The 18449-nt window shown below is 58.9% G+C and carries 19 protein-coding genes; 16 read left to right on the forward strand and 3 right to left on the reverse strand.

Translation table 11 applies throughout. The features are described from left to right. Window positions 1-19 precede the first annotated feature (19 nt). Entirely contained in the window at window positions 20-2392 is a 2373-nt protein-coding gene (ppsA, locus tag G5533_RS00985) for a phosphoenolpyruvate synthase (RefSeq protein WP_421254825.1), read from the forward strand. A gap of 81 nt (window positions 2393-2473) precedes the next feature. On the opposite strand, the gene G5533_RS00990 is transcribed toward ppsA, so the two are convergent. Further along, complete coding sequence (locus tag G5533_RS00990) at window positions 2474-3346, reverse strand: U32 family peptidase (protein WP_421254824.1); 873 nt, start codon at window positions 3344-3346, stop codon at window positions 2474-2476. Window positions 3347-3357: 11 nt separating this feature from the next. Beyond that, the gene (gene ubiU / locus G5533_RS00995; RefSeq protein ID WP_441254282.1) at window positions 3358-4353 is read right to left on the reverse strand and encodes a ubiquinone anaerobic biosynthesis protein UbiU; all 996 of its coding nucleotides are present in this window, start codon (window positions 4351-4353) and stop codon (window positions 3358-3360) included. A 189-nt stretch (window positions 4354-4542) separates the two neighbouring features. On the opposite strand from ubiU, the gene ubiT reads away from it, so the two are divergent. Next, window positions 4543-5076, forward strand: coding sequence for a ubiquinone anaerobic biosynthesis accessory factor UbiT (ubiT, locus tag G5533_RS01000; RefSeq protein ID WP_101530750.1), 534 nt, complete (start codon window positions 4543-4545; stop codon window positions 5074-5076). On the opposite strand, the gene G5533_RS01005 is transcribed toward ubiT, so the two are convergent. After that, a complete protein-coding gene (locus G5533_RS01005) occupies window positions 5029-5445 on the reverse strand; it encodes a hypothetical protein (RefSeq protein ID WP_139474391.1) in 417 nt (138 codons plus the stop codon). The two genes, ubiT and G5533_RS01005, sit on opposite strands and share 48 nt — an antisense overlap. 187 nt (window positions 5446-5632) lie before the next feature. Here G5533_RS01005 and trmJ point away from each other — a divergent pair, with 187 nt between their 5' ends. The 14 genes from trmJ (at window position 5633) to rodZ (ending at window position 18443) form a co-directional block, all read left to right on the forward strand. Continuing rightward, a complete protein-coding gene (gene trmJ, locus G5533_RS01010) occupies window positions 5633-6355 on the forward strand; it encodes a tRNA (cytosine(32)/uridine(32)-2'-O)-methyltransferase TrmJ (protein WP_100645606.1) in 723 nt (240 codons plus the stop codon). A gap of 92 nt (window positions 6356-6447) precedes the next feature. Continuing rightward, the gene (gene iscR, locus G5533_RS01015; RefSeq protein ID WP_026035025.1) at window positions 6448-6951 is read left to right on the forward strand and encodes a Fe-S cluster assembly transcriptional regulator IscR; all 504 of its coding nucleotides are present in this window, start codon (window positions 6448-6450) and stop codon (window positions 6949-6951) included. Window positions 6952-7004: 53 nt separating this feature from the next. Beyond that, entirely contained in the window at window positions 7005-8219 is a 1215-nt protein-coding gene (locus tag G5533_RS01020; RefSeq protein WP_013723838.1) for an IscS subfamily cysteine desulfurase, read from the forward strand. 41 nt (window positions 8220-8260) lie between these two features. Next, complete coding sequence (gene iscU, locus G5533_RS01025) at window positions 8261-8644, forward strand: Fe-S cluster assembly scaffold IscU (protein ID WP_005333813.1); 384 nt, start codon at window positions 8261-8263, stop codon at window positions 8642-8644. A gap of 15 nt (window positions 8645-8659) precedes the next feature. Further along, on the forward strand, window positions 8660-8983 hold the full coding sequence (gene iscA / locus G5533_RS01030; RefSeq protein ID WP_005333812.1) for an iron-sulfur cluster assembly protein IscA: 324 nt from the start codon (window positions 8660-8662) through the stop codon (window positions 8981-8983). Window positions 8984-9219: 236 nt separating this feature from the next. Continuing rightward, window positions 9220-9738, forward strand: coding sequence for a co-chaperone HscB (gene hscB, locus G5533_RS01035; protein ID WP_421254822.1), 519 nt, complete (start codon window positions 9220-9222; stop codon window positions 9736-9738). A 28-nt stretch (window positions 9739-9766) separates the two neighbouring features. Next, a complete protein-coding gene (gene hscA / locus G5533_RS01040) occupies window positions 9767-11614 on the forward strand; it encodes a Fe-S protein assembly chaperone HscA (protein ID WP_005351033.1) in 1848 nt (615 codons plus the stop codon). A gap of 1 nt (window position 11615) precedes the next feature. After that, window positions 11616-11954, forward strand: a complete 339-nt coding sequence (gene fdx / locus G5533_RS01045; protein WP_005333808.1) for an ISC system 2Fe-2S type ferredoxin — start codon at window positions 11616-11618, stop codon at window positions 11952-11954. A gap of 173 nt (window positions 11955-12127) precedes the next feature. Continuing rightward, window positions 12128-13432, forward strand: coding sequence for an aminopeptidase PepB (gene pepB / locus G5533_RS01050; protein ID WP_216977894.1), 1305 nt, complete (start codon window positions 12128-12130; stop codon window positions 13430-13432). After that, window positions 13429-14712: an aminopeptidase PepB gene (pepB, locus tag G5533_RS01055; RefSeq protein ID WP_005359802.1), complete on the forward strand. Its 1284-nt coding sequence runs from the start codon at window positions 13429-13431 to the stop codon at window positions 14710-14712. Before pepB (G5533_RS01050) ends, pepB (G5533_RS01055) begins: the two co-directional genes overlap by 4 nt. 267 nt (window positions 14713-14979) lie before the next feature. After that, window positions 14980-15408: a nucleoside-diphosphate kinase gene (ndk, locus tag G5533_RS01060; RefSeq protein WP_005333805.1), complete on the forward strand. Its 429-nt coding sequence runs from the start codon at window positions 14980-14982 to the stop codon at window positions 15406-15408. 167 nt (window positions 15409-15575) lie between these two features. Beyond that, the gene (locus G5533_RS01065; RefSeq protein WP_005344856.1) at window positions 15576-16679 is read left to right on the forward strand and encodes a bifunctional tRNA (adenosine(37)-C2)-methyltransferase TrmG/ribosomal RNA large subunit methyltransferase RlmN; all 1104 of its coding nucleotides are present in this window, start codon (window positions 15576-15578) and stop codon (window positions 16677-16679) included. 11 nt (window positions 16680-16690) lie between these two features. After that, the gene (gene tapF / locus G5533_RS01070; RefSeq protein WP_216953941.1) at window positions 16691-17482 is read left to right on the forward strand and encodes a type IV pilus biogenesis/stability protein PilW; all 792 of its coding nucleotides are present in this window, start codon (window positions 16691-16693) and stop codon (window positions 17480-17482) included. After that, on the forward strand, window positions 17472-18443 hold the full coding sequence (gene rodZ / locus G5533_RS01075; protein ID WP_216978561.1) for a cytoskeleton protein RodZ: 972 nt from the start codon (window positions 17472-17474) through the stop codon (window positions 18441-18443). The genes tapF and rodZ overlap by 11 nt, the downstream gene beginning before the upstream one ends. Window positions 18444-18449 lie beyond the last annotated feature (6 nt).

Genomic DNA, 18449 nt, shown 5'->3' on the forward strand with positions numbered 1-18449 from the left:
CCAACCTGGAGACATCCAAGTGCAACAGTACGTGCTCTGGTACGAACAACTCGGAATGCAGGACGTAGAACGAGTTGGCGGCAAGAACGCATCCCTTGGCGAGATGATCAGCAACCTCTCTGGCGCCGGCGTATCCGTGCCGGGGGGCTTTGCCACCACCGCCTTTGCGTTTAACGAGTTTCTGGAGTCAAGCGGCCTCAACGGCAAGATCCACCATCTGCTCGACAATCTGGACGTGGACGATATCGCCGCCCTCAACCGGGCCGGTCAGCAGATCCGCGACTGGGTGATCGAAGCCCCGTTCCAGCCCGAACTGGAGCAGGCTATCCGGGTTGCCTATGAAAAGTTGAGTGCCGGTGTCGAGGCCTCGTTTGCGGTGCGCTCCTCCGCCACCGCCGAGGATATGCCAGACGCCTCCTTTGCCGGTCAGCAGGAGACCTTCCTCAACGTACGTGGCATCGATGCCGTCATGACGGCGGTCAAGCATGTGTTTGCTTCCCTGTTCAACGATCGCGCCATCTCCTATCGGGTGCATCAGGGCTACGACCACAAGGGCGTTGCCCTCTCGGCCGGGGTACAGCGGATGGTGCGCTCGGATCTCGCCGCCTCCGGCGTCATGTTTACCCTGGATACCGAGTCCGGTTTCAACGACGTGGTCTTTATCACCGGTGCCCATGGTCTTGGCGAGATGGTGGTGCAGGGCGCGGTCAACCCGGATGAATTCTATGTGCACAAGCCGACCCTCAAGGGGGGCCGCCCGGCGGTGGTGCGCAAGACCCTCGGCTCCAAGCTTATCAAGATGACCTACTCGGACGATGCCGGTCACGGCCGTCAGGTGAAGATTGTCGACACCAATGAGGCCGAGCGTAGCCGCTTCTGCATCAGCGATGAGGAGGTGATGGCGCTGGCGAAACAGGCCCTCATCATTGAGCAGCACTATGGCCGCCCGATGGATATCGAGTGGGCCAAGGATGGTCAGGATGGCCAGCTCTATATCGTGCAGGCCCGCCCGGAAACCGTGCGCAGCCGTCAGGAGGCCAACACCCTCGAGCGTTTTGCCCTCAAGCAAGCGGGCAAGGTGTTGATCGAGGGGCGTGCTATCGGTCACAAGATTGGCGCGGGCCCGGCGCGGGTCATCTCCTCCATCAGCCAGATGGACGAAGTGCAGCCCGGCGATGTGCTGGTCACCGACATGACCGACCCGGACTGGGAGCCCATCATGAAGCGGGCTTCCGCCATCGTCACCAACCGGGGTGGCCGCACCTGTCACGCCGCCATTATCGCCCGCGAGCTGGGCATTCCGGCAGTGGTAGGCTGTGGCAACGCTACCGATCATATTCAGCCGGGCCAGCGGATCACCGTCTCCTGTGCGGAAGGGGATACCGGTTTTATCTATGACGGCGAGCTGGACTTCGACGTGGCGGTGACCGAGGTGGGCAATATGCCGCGCCTGCCCATCAAGATCATGATGAACGTCGGCAACCCGGACCGCGCTTTCGACTTTGCCCAGTTGCCCAATGCCGGGGTAGGGCTGGCGCGCCTTGAATTCATCATCAACCGGATGATCGGCGTGCACCCCAAGGCCTTGCTGGAGTTTGACCTGCAAACCCCAGAGCTGCAGGCCACCATCGGCAAGATGATCGCCGGTTACGACAGCCCGCGGGAGTTCTATGTGGCCAAGCTGACCGAGGGGATCGCCACTCTGGGGGCCGCCTTCTGGCCGGAGCGGGTGATCGTGCGGATGTCGGACTTCAAGTCCAACGAGTACGCCAATCTGGTGGGCGGTCGTGGCTACGAGCCCCACGAGGAGAACCCGATGATCGGTTTTCGTGGCGCATCCCGCTACATCGCCGACAGCTTCCGCCCCTGCTTTGCCCTCGAGTGCGAGGCGATCAAGCGGGTGCGCGATGTGATGGGGTTGACCAACGTCGAGGTGATGATCCCCTTCGTGCGCACCGTGGGCGAGGCGGAGCAGGTGATCGACATCCTGGCCGAGAACGGTCTGCGCCGCGGCGAGCGGGGGCTAAAGGTGATCATGATGTGCGAGATCCCGAGCAATGCCCTCTTGGCAGACAAGTTTTTGGAGCACGTGGACGGCTTCTCCATCGGTTCCAACGACATGACCCAGCTCACTCTTGGGCTGGATCGGGATTCCGGGCTCATCGCCCATCTGTTCGACGAGCGTAACGAGGCGGTCAAGGCTCTGCTGGCGATGGCTATTCAGGCCGCGCGCAAGGCGGGCAAGTACGTGGGGATCTGCGGTCAGGGCCCCTCCGATCATCCGGACTTCGCCGCCTGGCTGGTGGAGCAGGGGATCGACTCGGTGTCGCTCAACCCCGATACAGTTGTCGATACCTGGCTCTATCTGGCGGAGCAGCATGGCGCCAAGTAAGTCACTATGACATGAGTGATTAGAAAGGGGGGCCTAATGGCCCCCTTTTGATCGCTATTATCTTATGTTTTGCCCTTGGGCTTATTCCACCAGGCTCATGCCGGGGATCTGGCGCCAGTAGCCGTTGCAGTCGCTTCCTTGCTGCAAGGAGAGGGGAGCCTGGCCCTGCCGGTTGGCTTTGAAGCGGGCCAGCATCTCCAACGTATTCATCCCTTGCGGCGAAAGCCTGACCACATCTACCAGACCTTCCATACCAGCCAGCTCGTTACCCAGGTTATAGCAGTAACCGGACTGGGTCTGGATCCCGTTGAGATTGAACACCCGCTGCCCCTCGCGGCTGTTGGCCAGTCGTCCGGTGGGGTAGTTGATGCAGGCGAGCTCGCAGTTGTCTTTCGGTTTGTCGAGGGAGCGGGCGGTGAAGCAGCGCGCCGAGTAGGCGAGCGGCAGATGGCCGTAGGCAAACACCTCCACCTCAAATTGGTCGCGCAGGGGGCCCAGATCCTGATTGAGCTGGATCAGCCAGTCACGGGAGAGCTCCACCGGCATGACCCAGCGTTTCATCCCCTGTTTGAGCAGCATGCGCAGCACATCGGCGTTATAGGCGTTGATGGCGGGGCCACAGACGAAGGGGATCCCAGCCTCCCAGGCGAGTTGTACCGTACCGAGATCGTTGGCTTCGACCATAAGATCGCCATTGTCGACCAGCCGCTTCACCTCCTTGAGCTCGGAAGGGGCGGAGATAAGGGCGAGGGTCGAGAGCACCACCTGCTTGCCGGAGCTGGCCACCTGACGGGCCAGCGCAATCCAGTCATCGACTTTGAGTTCGCGCCGCTTGCTGCAAACGGTCTCTCCCAGATAGATGATGTCGGCCTGACTGTTGGCGGCGGCATGGTAAAAGGCTTCGGTATCGGCTTTGGGCCAGTAGAAGAGCAGAGGCCCGAGAGAAAATTGCATGGGTGGACTCCTTATTGCCACTGACGATGGTAGGCGCCGAGGGTAGTCTGGCTACCTTCGGAGACGCGGGCGAGCTGGGCATCCCACTCAGCTTTGACCTGATAGGCCTCGGGATTGGCCTGATAGGCATCGATGGCCGCACGCCAGACCCGGGTCACTTGCTCCACATAAGCTGGGCTGCGTTGGCGTCCTTCAATCTTGACCGACTGGATCCCTGTCTTGAACAGCTCGGGCAGGAGACCCAGGGTATTGAGACTGGTGGGCTCTTCCAGCGCGTGGTAGGTCTGGCCATCCACGTCGAAACGCCCCTTGCACAGGGTCGGGTAACCGGCATTTTCGCCCGGGCCATAGCGGTCGATCAGCACCTCGTTGAGCCGCGACTCGAGGCCGCTCGGGGTTTCTGCCCAATGGACGAACTTGGCCGGTGAGCAGGCGCCGACGGTGTTGGGACTCTCGCCAGTCATGTAGGAGGAGAGATAGCAGCGCCCCTCGGCCATGATGCAGAGGCTGCCAAAAGCGAATACCTCAAGGCCAACATCGGTCTCGCGGGCTAGCTGCTTGACCTGATGCATGGAGAGCACCCGGGGCAGCACTACCCGTGTGACATTGAATTGCTGCTGATAGAAGCGAATGGCGGCGGCATTGGTGGCGCTGGCCTGCACCGAGACATGGAGTTCCATCTCGGGGTAGTGGCGGCTGGCATATTCCAGCACGGCGAGATCGGCGATGATTAACGCATCGGCGCCGAGGGCCACCCCGCGATCAACCGCCTGTTTCCATCGAGTATGGGCCCCGGGATGGGCAAAGGTATTGATGGCAATATGCAGCTTGCGACCATGTTGATGCACATAATCCACCGCCTTCTCCAGTTTGCTGTCGGTAAAGTTGAGACCGGCAAAGTGGCGGGCATTGGTGTCATCCTTGAAACCGATATAAACGGCATCAGCCCCGTTATCCACGGCGGTTTTCAGTGCCGGCAAACTGCCTGCCGGACAGAGTAATTCCATTGGTACGCTCCGAGAGTGCATATGAAGGGCAAACGAGCCCTGATTGTATGCAGCCATGCACTCCCGCTTTTTGACCTGAGGCAGCTTTGTGTGGCTTTACCCTTCTTGAGGTAACCCTGCACAAGTTTGATTTCCAACAGGATCTTGCCACTCTCCCTGTGTTTGAATGCGCAAAAAAGGGAGTCTATCGTGTTTCAACAACTGCAACGCCGCCTGGTCGAACAGGCTCCGCGCTTCTTGCGCCATCCCCTCAAGCTGGTTCCCTTCAATCTGCAAAAGCAGCTAATGGAGAGTTTGCTGGCCCGGGTTTTCAAAGAGGCTATCGAAGATGGCGATTTCGAGTTTCTGGCAGACAAGTGGCTGAAAGTCGAAGTCTCTGATCTGGAGCTGTGCTGGTTTATCAGTGAGCAGAATGGCCAGCTGGTGGTGGCTCGCGAGTGTGACAAGGCCGATGTCTGCTTCAGCGGTACCGCCAACGACCTGATCCTCATCGCTGGTCGCAAAGAGGATCCGGATTCGCTCTTTTTCCAGCGCAAACTGAAGATAGAAGGGGATACCGAACTGGGTCTTGAGGTGAAAAATCTGATGGACAGTCTGGATCTCGATGGCTTGCCAAGCCTGATGAAGTATCCCCTGATGGATCTGGCGACGTTTATCGAACGCGCCCGTACCGCGTCAGCGCAGGCTCCGGTGCAGACGGCGCCGGGCGGGATCCCGTCTTAAGTGGGCAATCACCCCATGGGCATGGCGACGATAATGGTGCCGTGCCCAGAGGCAACGACAGGCCCACAGACAGGGCACCAAGGCGATGAGTGCCGCAGGGGCGGGCAGCTGTGACATGGCCAGCCCCGCAGCCAGCCAGATAAAGGGTTGCGCTTCATACAGCCACTCCGGCTGTAGCCAGCGTTTGCTCGGAAAGATAATCAGATCGGTACGCCGGTAGCTGGAGCGCATCATCCAGGTCACCGCTCCGGCGATAAACAGCAAGGCGCCTGCAAACCAGAGCAGGGGCTGTTCACTCAACGTAATAATGGCAATGGCTGCCAGCAGGTAGAGGCTGGGCAATCTCTCATAGATAAAGGGAGGAAGCATGGCGTGGTGTCTCCTGTGCCGTTTATCGGATATCCATCAAGTTTAGTCCCCCCCTCTCACTTCCCTCATGCTGGTTTGTTATACAAACGGGTAGTTTTGTTCTGAAATGGCTCGGCTTTTACGGTGCCAACATTGTGTTCTCTTATGTTACAATTGCGCGCCATTTTTGACTGAAGATTGACTGGGCATGTTGGATCAGATTCGTATCGTTTTGGTAAACACCTCTCATACCGGCAACATGGGGTCTGCGGCACGTGCCATGAAGACCATGGGTTTGACTCAGCTGGTATTGGTTGATCCGCAAGCCTTGCCGGACGACAATGCCTTCGCTCTGGCGGCTGGTGCCAGCGATGTGCTTGCCAATGCCCGTATCGTCCCGACACTGGACGACGCGATCGCCGATTGTGGTCTGGTGATTGGCACCAGCGCCCGCTCTCGAACCCTGAGCTGGCCCATGCTCGATCCCCGTGAGGCCGGCGAAAAGTCGGTGGTTGAGGGGATGCAGCACCCGGTTGCGTTGGTGTTTGGTCGTGAGCGCACCGGTCTCACCAACGACGAATTGCAAAAGTGCCACTACCACGTGGCCATTCCGGCCAATCCTGATTACAGCTCTCTCAATCTGGCCATGGCGGTGCAGACCCTCTGTTACGAAGTGCGGATGCGCTGGCTGCTGGGGCAGGCCGCCGAGCCTGAAGAGGAGATGGCCTATCCGAGTACCGCCCAGCTGGAAGGGTTTTATCAGCACTTGGAACAAACCCTGATGAAGACCGGTTTTATTGCCGATGACCATCCGGGTCATGTGATGAGCAAGCTGCGTCGCCTGTTCAATCGGGCTCGGCCGGAAGCGGCTGAGCTCAACATTCTGCGCGGTATTCTGACCTCGGTGCAGAAAGCGCGCGTACCGGATTAATCCGACTGATTTACTCAACCATATACTTGACTGATTTGGTCGGGTATGTGACCATGTGCCCCATTAAATTGCTTCGCAAGACGGTAAGGCACATGAGACTGACTTCAAAAGGACGTTACGCTGTAACCGCCATGCTCGACGTGGCGCTGCATGCAGAGCAGGGGCCCGTCCCCCTTGCCGATATTTCCGAGCGCCAGGGCATCTCGTTGTCCTATCTCGAGCAGCTCTTTGCCCGCCTGCGCAAACATGGTCTGGTGAGCAGCGTGCGTGGCCCGGGTGGTGGTTATCGCCTCGGGTTGGCCCCAGGCGAGATTTCGGTTGGTCAGGTGATCACCGCGGTCGATGAGTCGGTCGATGCCACCAAGTGTCTCGGCAAGGGCGGTTGCCACGGCGGTACCCAGTGCCTGACTCACTCCCTGTGGCGTGATTTGAGTGAGCGGATCTCCAGCTTCCTCGGGGATATCACGCTGGCTGAGCTGGTACGCCAGGCCGATGTGCGCCGGATTGCCGGCAAGCAAGATGAACAAATGAAGACCGTGTTGTCCCTGGTTGATCGGGCAGAACACGGCGATGTGAGCTTGAAAGTCCAACTATAAACGTGCTTTCCACAGCGGGACTCTGTATGACCCGGACTGTGACGGAGAAAAACATGAAACTGCCTATTTACCTTGATTATTCGGCAACCTGTCCGGTGGACCCGCGTGTCGCAGAAAAAATGATGCAGTGTCTCACCATGGATGGCCTGTTCGGCAATCCGGCTTCCCGTTCTCACCGCTTTGGCTGGCAAGCTGAAGAGGCGGTGGATCTGGCCCGTAATCAAGTGGCAGATCTGATCGGTGCCGATCCCCGCGAGATCGTCTTCACTTCCGGTGCTACCGAATCCAATAACCTGGCCATCAAGGGTGTTGCCCACTTCTATGCCAGCAAGGGCAAGCACATCATCACCTCCAAGACCGAACACAAGGCGGTGCTCGATACCTGTCGCCAGCTGGAGCGTGAAGGGTTCGAGGTGACCTATCTTGAGCCGATGCCCAACGGCCTGTTCACTATCGAGATGATCGAGAATGCCATGCGTGATGACACCATCCTGGTCAGCATCATGCATGTGAACAACGAAATCGGCGTGGTTCAGAACATTGCCGCCATCGGCGAGTTGTGCCGTTCCCGCAAGATCCTGCTGCACGTGGATGCCGTTCAGAGTGTGGGCAAGATCCCGGTAGATGTGGAAGCACTGAAAGTGGACCTGCTCTCCGTCTCAGCGCACAAGGTGTACGGTCCGAAAGGGATCGGTGCACTGTTTGTTCGCCGCAAACCCCGCGTTCGTCTGGAAGCCCAGATGCACGGTGGCGGCCACGAGCGCGGCATGCGTTCCGGTACTCTGCCGACCCACCAGATCGTCGGGATGGGCGAAGCTTTCCGCATCGCCAAAGAAGAGATGGTGAGTGAAGGCGAGCGTATCTTGGCACTGCGCCAGCGTCTGTGGAATGGCATCAAGGACATTGAAGCCGTCTACATCAATGGCGATCTGGAGCAACGTGTTCCGGGCAACCTCAACGTCAGCTTTGCCTATGTGGAAGGGGAATCCCTCATCATGGCGCTGAAAGATTTGGCAGTCTCTTCCGGTTCGGCCTGTACCTCCGCCAGCCTGGAACCTTCCTATGTGCTGCGCGCACTGGGTCTGAACGACGAGCTGGCACACAGCTCCATCCGTTTCAGCATGGGTCGCTTCACCACCGAGGAAGAGATTGACTACGCGGTCAAGCTTATTCGTGACTCCATCGGTCGTCTGCGTGAGATGTCCCCTCTGTGGGAGATGTACAAAGACGGCGTCGATCTGAACACGGTCGAATGGGCTCATCACTGATCTATTTGGTTAGTGAGCAACAGAATTAGCAGGAGTGAGATATGGCTTACAGTGAAAAAGTAATCGACCACTACGAGAATCCTCGCAACGTCGGTGGTTTCGACAAGAATGATCCCAGCGTTGCAACCGGCATGGTCGGTGCGCCCGCCTGTGGCGACGTGATGAAGCTGCAACTGAAGATCAGCGACGAAGGCATCATCGAAGATGCCAAGTTCAAGACCTACGGCTGCGGTTCCGCCATCGCCTCCAGCTCCCTGGTAACCGAATGGGTCAAGGGCAAGACCCTGGACGAAGCGGCTGGCATCAAGAACACAGATATCGCTGAAGAGTTGGCCCTGCCACCGGTGAAGATCCACTGCTCCATTCTGGCTGAGGACGCCATCAAGGCCGCCATCGCCGATTACAAGCAGAAGAAAGGTCTCTAAGCGCCGGAGAGCAGTATGGCTATTACCATGACAGATGCCGCCGCGGCACGGGTTTCCTCTTTTCTGGCTAACCGGGGCAAGGGCATTGGCCTGCGCCTCGGCGTCAAAACCACAGGCTGCTCCGGTCTTGCCTACGTGCTTGAGTTCGTTGATGAACTGACCGATGAGGATCAGGTGTTCGAGCAGCAGGGCGTCAAGATTATTGTTGATGCCAAGAGCCTGATCCATCTGGATGGCACCGAGCTGGATTTCGTCAAGGAGGGCCTCAACGAGGGCTTCCAGTTCAACAATCCCAATGCCAAAGGCGAGTGTGGTTGTGGCGAAAGCTTCAGTGTCTGAGATGTTTGACGTGAATGATCTTTCGTCTGTTGTTGAACGGGTCAGATATGCGTAGTTCAACAATACCTTCTCATGCGCCAAAGGCGAGTGTGGTTGCGGCGAAAGCTTCAGTGTCTGAGATGTTTGACGTCAATGATCCTTCGTCTGTGGTTGAGCGGGTCGCCCATGACCCGTTCAACCACATCTCATTTGCCAGGGGCGAGTGAGGTTGTGGCGAACGTTTCCAAGAGGTTTGCATGAATCATTTCGAGCTGTTTGGGCTGGTTGAAGGCTTCGAGCTCGATACCCGTCAGTTGGCTGATACCTACCGCCAGCTGCAAACCCAATTCCATCCTGATCGTTTTGCCACCGCCCCCGAACGGGAGCAGCTGGCTGCGGTGCAACGTGCCGCCCAGATCAACGAAGCATTCACCACCCTCAAGGCGCCGCTGCGCCGTGCAGAATATCTGCTCTCCCTGCGTGGCACCGATATCCGTGGTGAACAGCAGACTCTGCAAGATACCGCGTTTCTGATGCAGCAGCTGGAGTGGCGCGAGCGTCTGGCCGATCTGAAAGATGACGCAGACCCTGAGCGCGCCATCAAGGATTTTCGCAGCGAGATCAGGCATGATCACCAGATGTTGATGCAGCAGCTGACCGAGTCTCTTGCCGCCGGCATAGATCTCGTTGCCGCTGATTGCGTTCGCAAACTCAAGTTTGTCGACAAGCTCCTCGAAGAGCTGGAACGATTCGAAGACTCGTTTCTCGAGTCTTGATCCTTTAACGCTGGAAGTTTCATTACCCATGGCATTACTGCAAATCGCCGAACCCGGCCAGAGCGCTGTTCCTCATCAGCACAAACGTGCCGTCGGGATCGATCTCGGCACCACCAACTCTCTCGTCGCTGCGGTTCGCAGTGGTCACGCCGATACCCTTTGCGATGAGCAAGGGCGCGACCTGCTCCCGTCAGTGGTGCACTATCAAAGCGACGCCATTCGAGTCGGGATTGATGCCAAGCGCGAAGCGGCGCTCGATCCTCACAACACCATCGTCTCGGTCAAACGGATGATGGGCAAGGCGCTGGCCGATATCGATACCCGCCAGCAGCCTTACCAGTTTGTTGCCGCCGACAATGGCATGCCGCAACTGCAAACCCGTCAGGGGCTGGTCAATCCGGTGCAGGTCTCGGCCGAAATCCTCAAAAAGCTGGCCGAGCGTGGCGCCCAGACTCTCGGGGGCGATCTCGATGGCGTGGTCATTACCGTGCCCGCCTATTTCGATGATGCCCAGCGTCAGGGGACCAAGGATGCGGCCCGTCTGGCCGGTCTGCACGTACTGCGTCTGCTCAACGAGCCGACCGCGGCCGCGATTGCCTATGGCCTTGACTCCGGTCAGGAAGGGGTGATCGCGGTTTACGATCTGGGGGGCGGCACCTTCGATATCTCCATCCTGCGTCTGCACCGCGGTGTGTTTGAAGTGATGGCGACCGGCGGCGATTCCGCCCTCGGCGGTGATGATTTTGATCACCTGCTGGCGGACTGGATCAAGGAGCAAGCGGGCCTCTCCGGTGAGCTGGATGCCCATCTGCAGCGCGAGCTGCTGGATGTGGCCGCTGCCGTCAAACACGGCCTGACCGATGCCGAGCAGGTGGCGTGCACCTTTGCTGGCTGGCAGGGTTCAGTGAGCCGTAGCCAGTTTGATGAACTCATCACCCCGCTGGTGAAACGGACCTTGCTGGCTTGTCGCCGCGCCCTGCGCGATGCCGGTCTCGAGCAGGTGGAAGTGCTGGAAGTGGTGATGGTCGGTGGCTCCACCCGGGTGCCGCTGGTGCGTGAACTGGTGGGCGAGTTCTTCCAGCGTACGCCGCTGACCAGCATCGATCCGGACAAGGTTGTCGCCATCGGCGCCGCCATCCAGGCCGATATTCTGGTGGGCAACAAGCCCGATGCCGAGATGCTGCTGCTGGACGTTATCCCGCTATCGCTGGGTCTGGAGACCATGGGTGGCCTCGCCGAGAAAGTGATCCCGCGCAACACTACCATTCCGGTTGCCCGCGCCCAAGAGTTCACCACCTTCAAGGATGGTCAGACCGCCATGGCGATACATGTGGTACAGGGCGAGCGCGAGCTGGTGGCCGATTGCCGCTCCCTGGCCCGCTTTACCCTGACCGGTATTCCGCCGATGGCTGCCGGCGCCGCCCATATTCGCGTCACCTTCCAGGTGGATGCGGATGGGCTGCTCTCGGTCAGCGCCATGGAGAAATCCTCCGGCGTGCAGGCCGAGATCCAGGTCAAGCCCTCTTACGGGTTGGCGGAGCAGGATATCCTCAACATGCTGAGTGCCTCCATCGAGAACGCCCAGCAGGATATGGATGCCCGCATGCTGGCCGAGCAGCAGGTTGAAGCCGACCGGGTGGTCGAGAGTCTCAATGCGGCGCTGGCCGCCGATGGCGATGCCCTGCTCAATGCTGCCGAGCGTGCCGAGATTGATGCCGCCATCGCCCATCTGCTGACCATGCGCAACAGCGGTGCAACCCATCAAATCAAAGAAGCCATTGAGGCAGCCGATGCTGTCAGTGGCGAGTTTGCAGCCCGCCGGATGGACGCCTCCATCCGCAAGGTGCTGACCGGACAAAACGTCAACAAGGTGTAATATGCCAAAACTGATCATTCTTCCTCATCCCGTACTCTGTCCGGATGGCGCCGCCCTCGAGGGGCAAAGCGGCGAGACTATTCTGGATGTGGCGCTGCGCAACGGTATCGAAATCGAGCACGCCTGCGAGAAATCCTGTGCCTGCACTACCTGCCACTGCGTGGTGCGCGAGGGCTTTGACTCGCTCGAGCCAAGTGACGAGCTGGAAGACGACATGCTGGACAAGGCGTGGGGGCTGGAGCCGGAATCTCGTCTCAGTTGCCAGGCAAAACTGGCGGACGAGGATCTGGTGGTGGAACTGCCCAAGTACACCCTGAACCTTGCCTCTGAACGCCATTAATTACACATGAGTGAATTGCACGTGCAGCATCCTGTGGTGCTTCAGTGATATGGTGGAAGGCCGTGACCCTCGGGGGCACGGCCTTTTTTGTATTCGTTATTCTCTCTTTGCCAATAAGCTCTTTCCCATAAAGAGTGCTTATACATAGTGCCAGTAAAAAGGAAGCAAACACGATGGCTGACATGATGAAGGTAGCGTTATCCACCCAGGCTGCGGCCGCCTATTGGGGCGAGGGCGCCCAGCTCAGTTTCAATGGCGACGAGGCACTGATCCATCTTGGTGCCGCCGGTCAGGAGAAGGATGTTCTGCGCACCGTTCAGCGCGCCGCCCGTCGCCTCGAATCGAGCGGGATCAAGCGGGTGACGCTGGTCGGTGAAGGCTGGGATCTGGAGCGTCGCTACGCGTTCGCCCAGGGGTTCTACGCCGCCAAGGGAGCCCGTGAACTGGATTTCGGCCAGCAGAGCGACGCGGAAGCACGTGAACTGGAGGCGCTGCTCAAGGCGGCTCGCTGGGTACGTGACATCACCAATGGCTGTCCGGAAGAGATCTACCCCATGAGTCTGGCGGAATCGGCCCTGTTGCTCATTCGTGGTCTGGCCGGGGATCAGGTTACAGCTCGCATCACCGCCGGTGAAGCGCTGCGCGAGTCCGGCCATATCGGGATCTGGTCGGTTGGCCGTGGCAGCGAGCGCGAGCCTGTGCTGCTGGAGCTTGACTACAACCCGACCGGTGATCGCAATGCGCCCGTGGTGGCGGCGCTGGTGGGCAAGGGGATCACTTTTGATTCCGGTGGCTACTCCATGAAGTCCTCTGACAACATGCTGCCGATGAAGTCCGACATGGGCGGCGCGGCCATGGTGACCGGTGCGCTGGCGCTGGCTATCAGCCGCGGTCTGAACCAGCGGGTGAAGCTCATTCTCTGCTGCGCCGAGAACCTGGTCTCCGGCCACGCCTTCAAGCTGGGCGACATCCTTACCTACAAAAACGGCATTTCGGTCGAGATCCAGAACACCGATGCGGAAGGGCGTCTGGTGCTAGCCGATGGCCTGATGGCGGCCTCCGACAGCGGTGCAGCTTATATCCTTGACGCAGCCACCCTGACCGGCGCCGCCAAGATGGCGCTGGGGCGCGACTACAATGCGGTGTTTGCCCTCGATGAGACCGAACAGCTGCGTGCGCTGGCCGCCGCCAAGGTGGAAAACGAACAGGCGTGGGCGCTGCCGCTGGAACCCTGGCATGCCAGCCAGCTCACCTCGGCCTTTGCCGATCTGGGCAACGTCGCCTCGGCAGAGGGTACGGCCGGTGCCACCACGGCTGCTGCGTTCCTTTCCCGCTTCGTGCGTGATGAGGGCAAGGGTTGGGTGCATCTGGATCTGGCAGCCTCCTATCAGAAATCGGGCAACGATCTCTGGGCGACCGGCGCCAAGGGGCACGGTCTGCGTACCATCGCCCGCTGGCTGCAGGAGGTGACCGCATGAATGTCTGGTTAAGTCGTGAATTTGCACCGGCCGAGTGGGGGGAGGGGGCGCTGCTCTCTCACCGTGCCGACGGCATGGTGATCCATCTGGTGACGGCCAATCCGCTGCTCGATATCCAGCAAGCGGCCCGTCGCCTCTGCCAGCAGGGGATCCAGAAAGTGACCCTGGCTGGTCATTGGGAGCGTGAACAGCAGTGGGCTTTTGCCCAAGGGCTGCAAACCCCCAAGGCGGAGGTGCAACTGCAGTGGGCCATGTCCTCGGAAGAGGACAGAGAGGAGCTGGAAGCGCGTTGGCTCTGCGGCCGCTGGGTGCGCGAGATGACCAATGCCACCCCGGAGCAGTTGGGCCCGCTGGAGCTGGCGGTGGAAGCTGCCTCTTTTATTACCGAGCTGGCGCCGGACAAGGTGAGTCATCGCATTTTGAAAGGCGAAGCGCTGCAACAGGCGGGCTGGGTCGGCCTCTATCAGGTGGGCCGCGGCAGTGCGCGCGAACCGGTATTGCTGGAGCTCGACTTCAACCCGGGGCGTGACCCCAAGGCGCCGGTGGCAGCAGCGCTGGTGGGCAAGGGGATCACCTTTGACTCCGGCGGCTACTCCATGAAGAGCTCCGAGGGGATGCTCACCATGAAGTGCGACATGGGGGGCGCGGCGATTGTCACCGGTGCGCTGGCGCTGGCCATGCTGCGCGGGCTCGACAAGCGGGTGAAGCTGATCCTCTGCTGCGCCGAGAACCTGGTCTCCGGCCACGCCTACAAGCTGGGCGACATCCTCACCTACAAGAACGGTACCACAGTCGAGATTGTGAATACCGATGCCGAAGGGCGGCTGGTGCTGGCCGATGGCTTGCAACTGGCGAGCGAGTCCGGCGCACCGCTGATCATCGATGCCGCGACCCTGACCGGCGCAGCCGTGATGGCGCTGGGTGGGCGCTACAATGCTCTGTTCGGCCTCGACAAAGGGTTGGTAAGTCGGGCCATGACCTATGCCGATGCCGAGCATGAGCCAGCCTGGCCGTTGCCGCTGGAGCCCTGGCACCGCCAGCAGTGCCCTTCCCATTACGCCGACACGGCCAACAGCCGTCCGGTGAAGGGGGGCGGGCCGGGTGGCGCCTCCAACGCGGCGGGTTTCCTCTCCCGTTTCGTTGCCAACGAAGGGATGGGCTGGCTGCATATCGATCTGGCCGCCTGCTTCAGTGACAACGGCGATGCCCTCTGGGCGCCGGGAGCTAATACTCTGGGGATGCGCACCATAGCGCGGGCCTTGCTGGCGGAAGCCAAATAGGCGAGACAAGGCACCTTCGGGTGCCTTTTTCATGCTGTTCGAATTGTGAACAAAAGATGGGGTTTTGGCGGCTTAAGGTAACTATCGTGCGCAAGCGCACATATTTTCCGGCTCTGCTCGGTCAAGATGAGTGTGGATGTTGATTGCAAGGGAGTGATGTTTAATAAAAAGTTGCTTGTTTGTGTGTTTTTCCGGTTTTTGTTTACGTATAATCGCCAGCGAACATGGATTCTAACAATAAAACTCTGTAGTTAAGGAAAGATATCAATGGCCATCGAACGTACCTTCTCTATCGTTAAACCGGATGCTGTCAGCAAGAACCTGATCGGTGCCATCTATAGCCGTTTCGAAAGCGCAGGCTTGAAAGTGGTGGCATCCAAAATGCTGCACATGAGCAGTGAACAGGCTGCCGGTTTCTATGCCGAGCATCAGGGCAAGCCTTTTTATGACAATCTGGTCAGCTTCATGACCTCTGGCCCTGTCATGGTACAGGTGCTGGAAGGGGAAGACGCCATCCGTCGCAATCGCGAGATCATGGGTGCTACCAACCCGAAAGAGGCGCTGGCTGGTACCTTGCGTGCCTGTTATGCCGAGAGCATCGATCGCAACGCAGTACATGGCTCCGATGCACCGGCATCCGCTGCCCGCGAAATTGCCTACTTCTTCTCTGACAACGAGATCTGCCCGCGCGGCTGATTTTTGTGGATGATGACCCAAGGGAGCCTCGGCTCCCTTTGTTGTTTTCGCCGTTTACGCAATATCCCTCTATTCTCCAGGTGGAAAGCCAGACCCATTATTTGTACAATGCCGCCCCCTGACGTCGTCAGCCAATAATTGATGAAGTGTTTGAACTGAGGCCATTGATGAGCGAAACAAAAATCAACCTGCTGGATCTTGATCGGGATGCCATGCGTGCCTTTTTCGTCGAACTGGGCGAGAAGCCATTCCGGGCAGATCAGGTCATGAAGTGGATCTATCACTTTGGGTGTGATGATTTCGATCAGATGACCAACGTCAACAAGGTGCTCAAAGAGCGCCTCAAGGCGATCGCCGAGATCAAGGCGCCCGAGATCAGCCGCGAGCAGCGCTCTGCCGATGGCACCATCAAGTGGGCCTTGCAGGTGGGCGATCAGGAGGTCGAGACCGTCTACATCCCGGAAGATGACCGCGCGACCCTCTGCGTCTCCTCTCAAGTTGGCTGTGCGCTGGAGTGCAAGTTCTGCTCCACGGCTCAACAAGGCTTCAACCGCAATCTGAAAGTCTCCGAGATCATCGGTCAGGTGTGGCGTGCTGCCCGTGTGGTCGGTGGCAAGCGTCCCATCACCAACGTGGTGATGATGGGGATGGGCGAGCCGCTGCTCAACCTCGCCAACGTGGTGCCCGCCATGCGTCTGATGATGGATGACTACGGCTTTGGCATCTCCAAGCGCCGGGTGACCATCTCCACCTCTGGCGTGGTACCTGCGCTGGACAAGCTGGGCGACCAGATCGACGTGGCGCTGGCTATCTCCCTGCACGCCCCGAACGACAAGCTGCGTTCAGAGATCATGCCGATCAACGACAAATACAACATCGAGGAGTTCCTCGCCGGTGTCCGTCGCTACCTGGCCAAATCCAATGCCAACGGTGGTCGGGTAACCGTCGAGTATGTGCTGCTCGATCATATCAATGACGATATGCAGCATGCGCACGAGCTGGCCAAGGTGCTCAAGGACACTCCGAGCAAGATCAACCTGATCCCGTTCAACCCCTTCCCGGGCAACCCTTACGGCAAGCCGAGCAACAGCCGTATCGATCGCTTCTCCAAGGTGCTGATGGAGTACGGTTTCACCGTGATTGTCCGTAAGACCCGTGGTGATGACATCGATGCCGCCTGTGGTCAGCTGGTGGGTGACGTGATTGACCGTACCAAGCGAACTATCAAAAATCGGATGCAACAGGATGGGATTTCCGTCAAAATGGTTTAAATGCTAAGCCATTGTATAGACAGGGAATGGATACACGTACATTGATCGTAGTGGCAGCGCTCTGCGCGCTGCCAGGCTGTGTGACCGAGACCACTTACGCTGGCCAGAACTCGACCCAGCGTGAAGTGGGTCCTGACCTCAAGGCGGCTGCCCAAACCCGCCTCGACCTGGGTATCCAGTACCTGCGTCAGGGCAATGCCGAGCAGGCCAAGTTCAATCTTGATCGCGCCCTCCAGTATGACCCCTCCAATCCTCAAGTGCAGATCGGTTTTGCCTACTTCTACCAGAGGGTGGGGGATTTCAAGGCGGCTGAAGAGCATTACAAGAACGCCCTTGCCATGGATCCGTCCAATGCTGACGCAATGAACAACTATGGCGCCTTCCTCTGTGATCGTGGCCGTTATGATGAGGCAGACAAGGCATTCAACCAGGCTGTTATTCAACCAGGCTATGTGAAGATTGCCGATACCTATGAAAATGCGGCACTTTGTGCCCTGCAAAATCGCAGAAATGATAAAGCAACCGAGTACTATCTCCTGGCCTTGGGGTATAATCCGGGCAATCCAAGGTTATTGCTGGACTTGGCCGAGCTTTCCATGAAAGATGGCAAGCTGCCTGATGTGCAGTCCTACCTCGCCCGTTTTGCCGATGTGTCAGACGAGAATGAGGAGAGTCTCTGGTTGAGACTCAGATTGGCACAGGCAATGGACAAGCCGGCATTACTTCACCAATTCGGGACTGAGCTGGTAAGGCAATATCCCACTTCGCAACAAGCCAAGCGTTATTTAGCCAATGACTATTGAACAGCCACACGATTTCCAACAAGACGATTCCCAGGCAGCAGGTCCAGGCCAGCTGCTGCGCAATGCCCGTGAACAGCTTGGCTGGACACGAGAACAGGTTGCGTCCCGCATTCACCTTCGTCTGACCCTGATCGCCGCCATCGAATCGGATACCTACGACAAACATACGTCCCATACCTTTATTCGGGGCTATCTGCGTACCTATGCCAAGTTGGTCGGGATCCCGGAAGAGACCATTCTGGCCGCTTACGACAAGCTGGGTCTGACTCCTCCCGACAATATCGACATGCAGAGCTTCTCCCGTCGCTCTCGCCAGCAAGCCAACGACAATCGGCTCAAGGTGGTGACCTGGCTGGTTATTCTGGTGTTGATTGCGCTCTCGGTCGCCTGGTGGTGGCAGAGTACTTCACGCCGCTCCGCCGGTGATGAAGCCCTGGCAGCCACCGAGATGAGTGCAACCGGTTCGACTCCGGCTGAACCGGCTATCACGCAGCCCGATGCGATCAACACCGCCCCGGTGGAAGGCGCTGCCATCGCACCTGCCGCCACTGACGTGACTGCCCCCGCGGTGGTCTCCGATGCGACTGCTACCCTGGCGCCTGCTTCTGCGGCTGTTGCCCCGACCGATGTCAGCGCGGCTGTCGGCACTGCGACCGATGCTGCGGTATCCGGCGCCAATGGCACCGAATCTGAAGAGGCTGTCGTTGATCCGGCGACTGCGCCGCAACTGAAGATGAGCTTCACCGCCGATTGCTGGCTGGATGTGAAGGATGCCAACGGCAAGACCCTGTTCAGTGGTCTGAAGAAGGCCAACGACGAGCTGGTGCTGGAAGGCGCCGAGCCCCTGAAGTTCATCATTGGCGCGCCCATGGCCGTCAAGCTTGACTACAAGGGTCAGTCGTTTGATATGAGCCGTTACAACAACGGTCGTACAGCCCGCTTCTCACTGCCGCAGGAGTAATCTGTT

The organism is Aeromonas sp. A600620 (assembly GCF_029479985.1).
Classification (GTDB): domain Bacteria; phylum Pseudomonadota; class Gammaproteobacteria; order Enterobacterales; family Aeromonadaceae; genus Aeromonas; species Aeromonas veronii_A.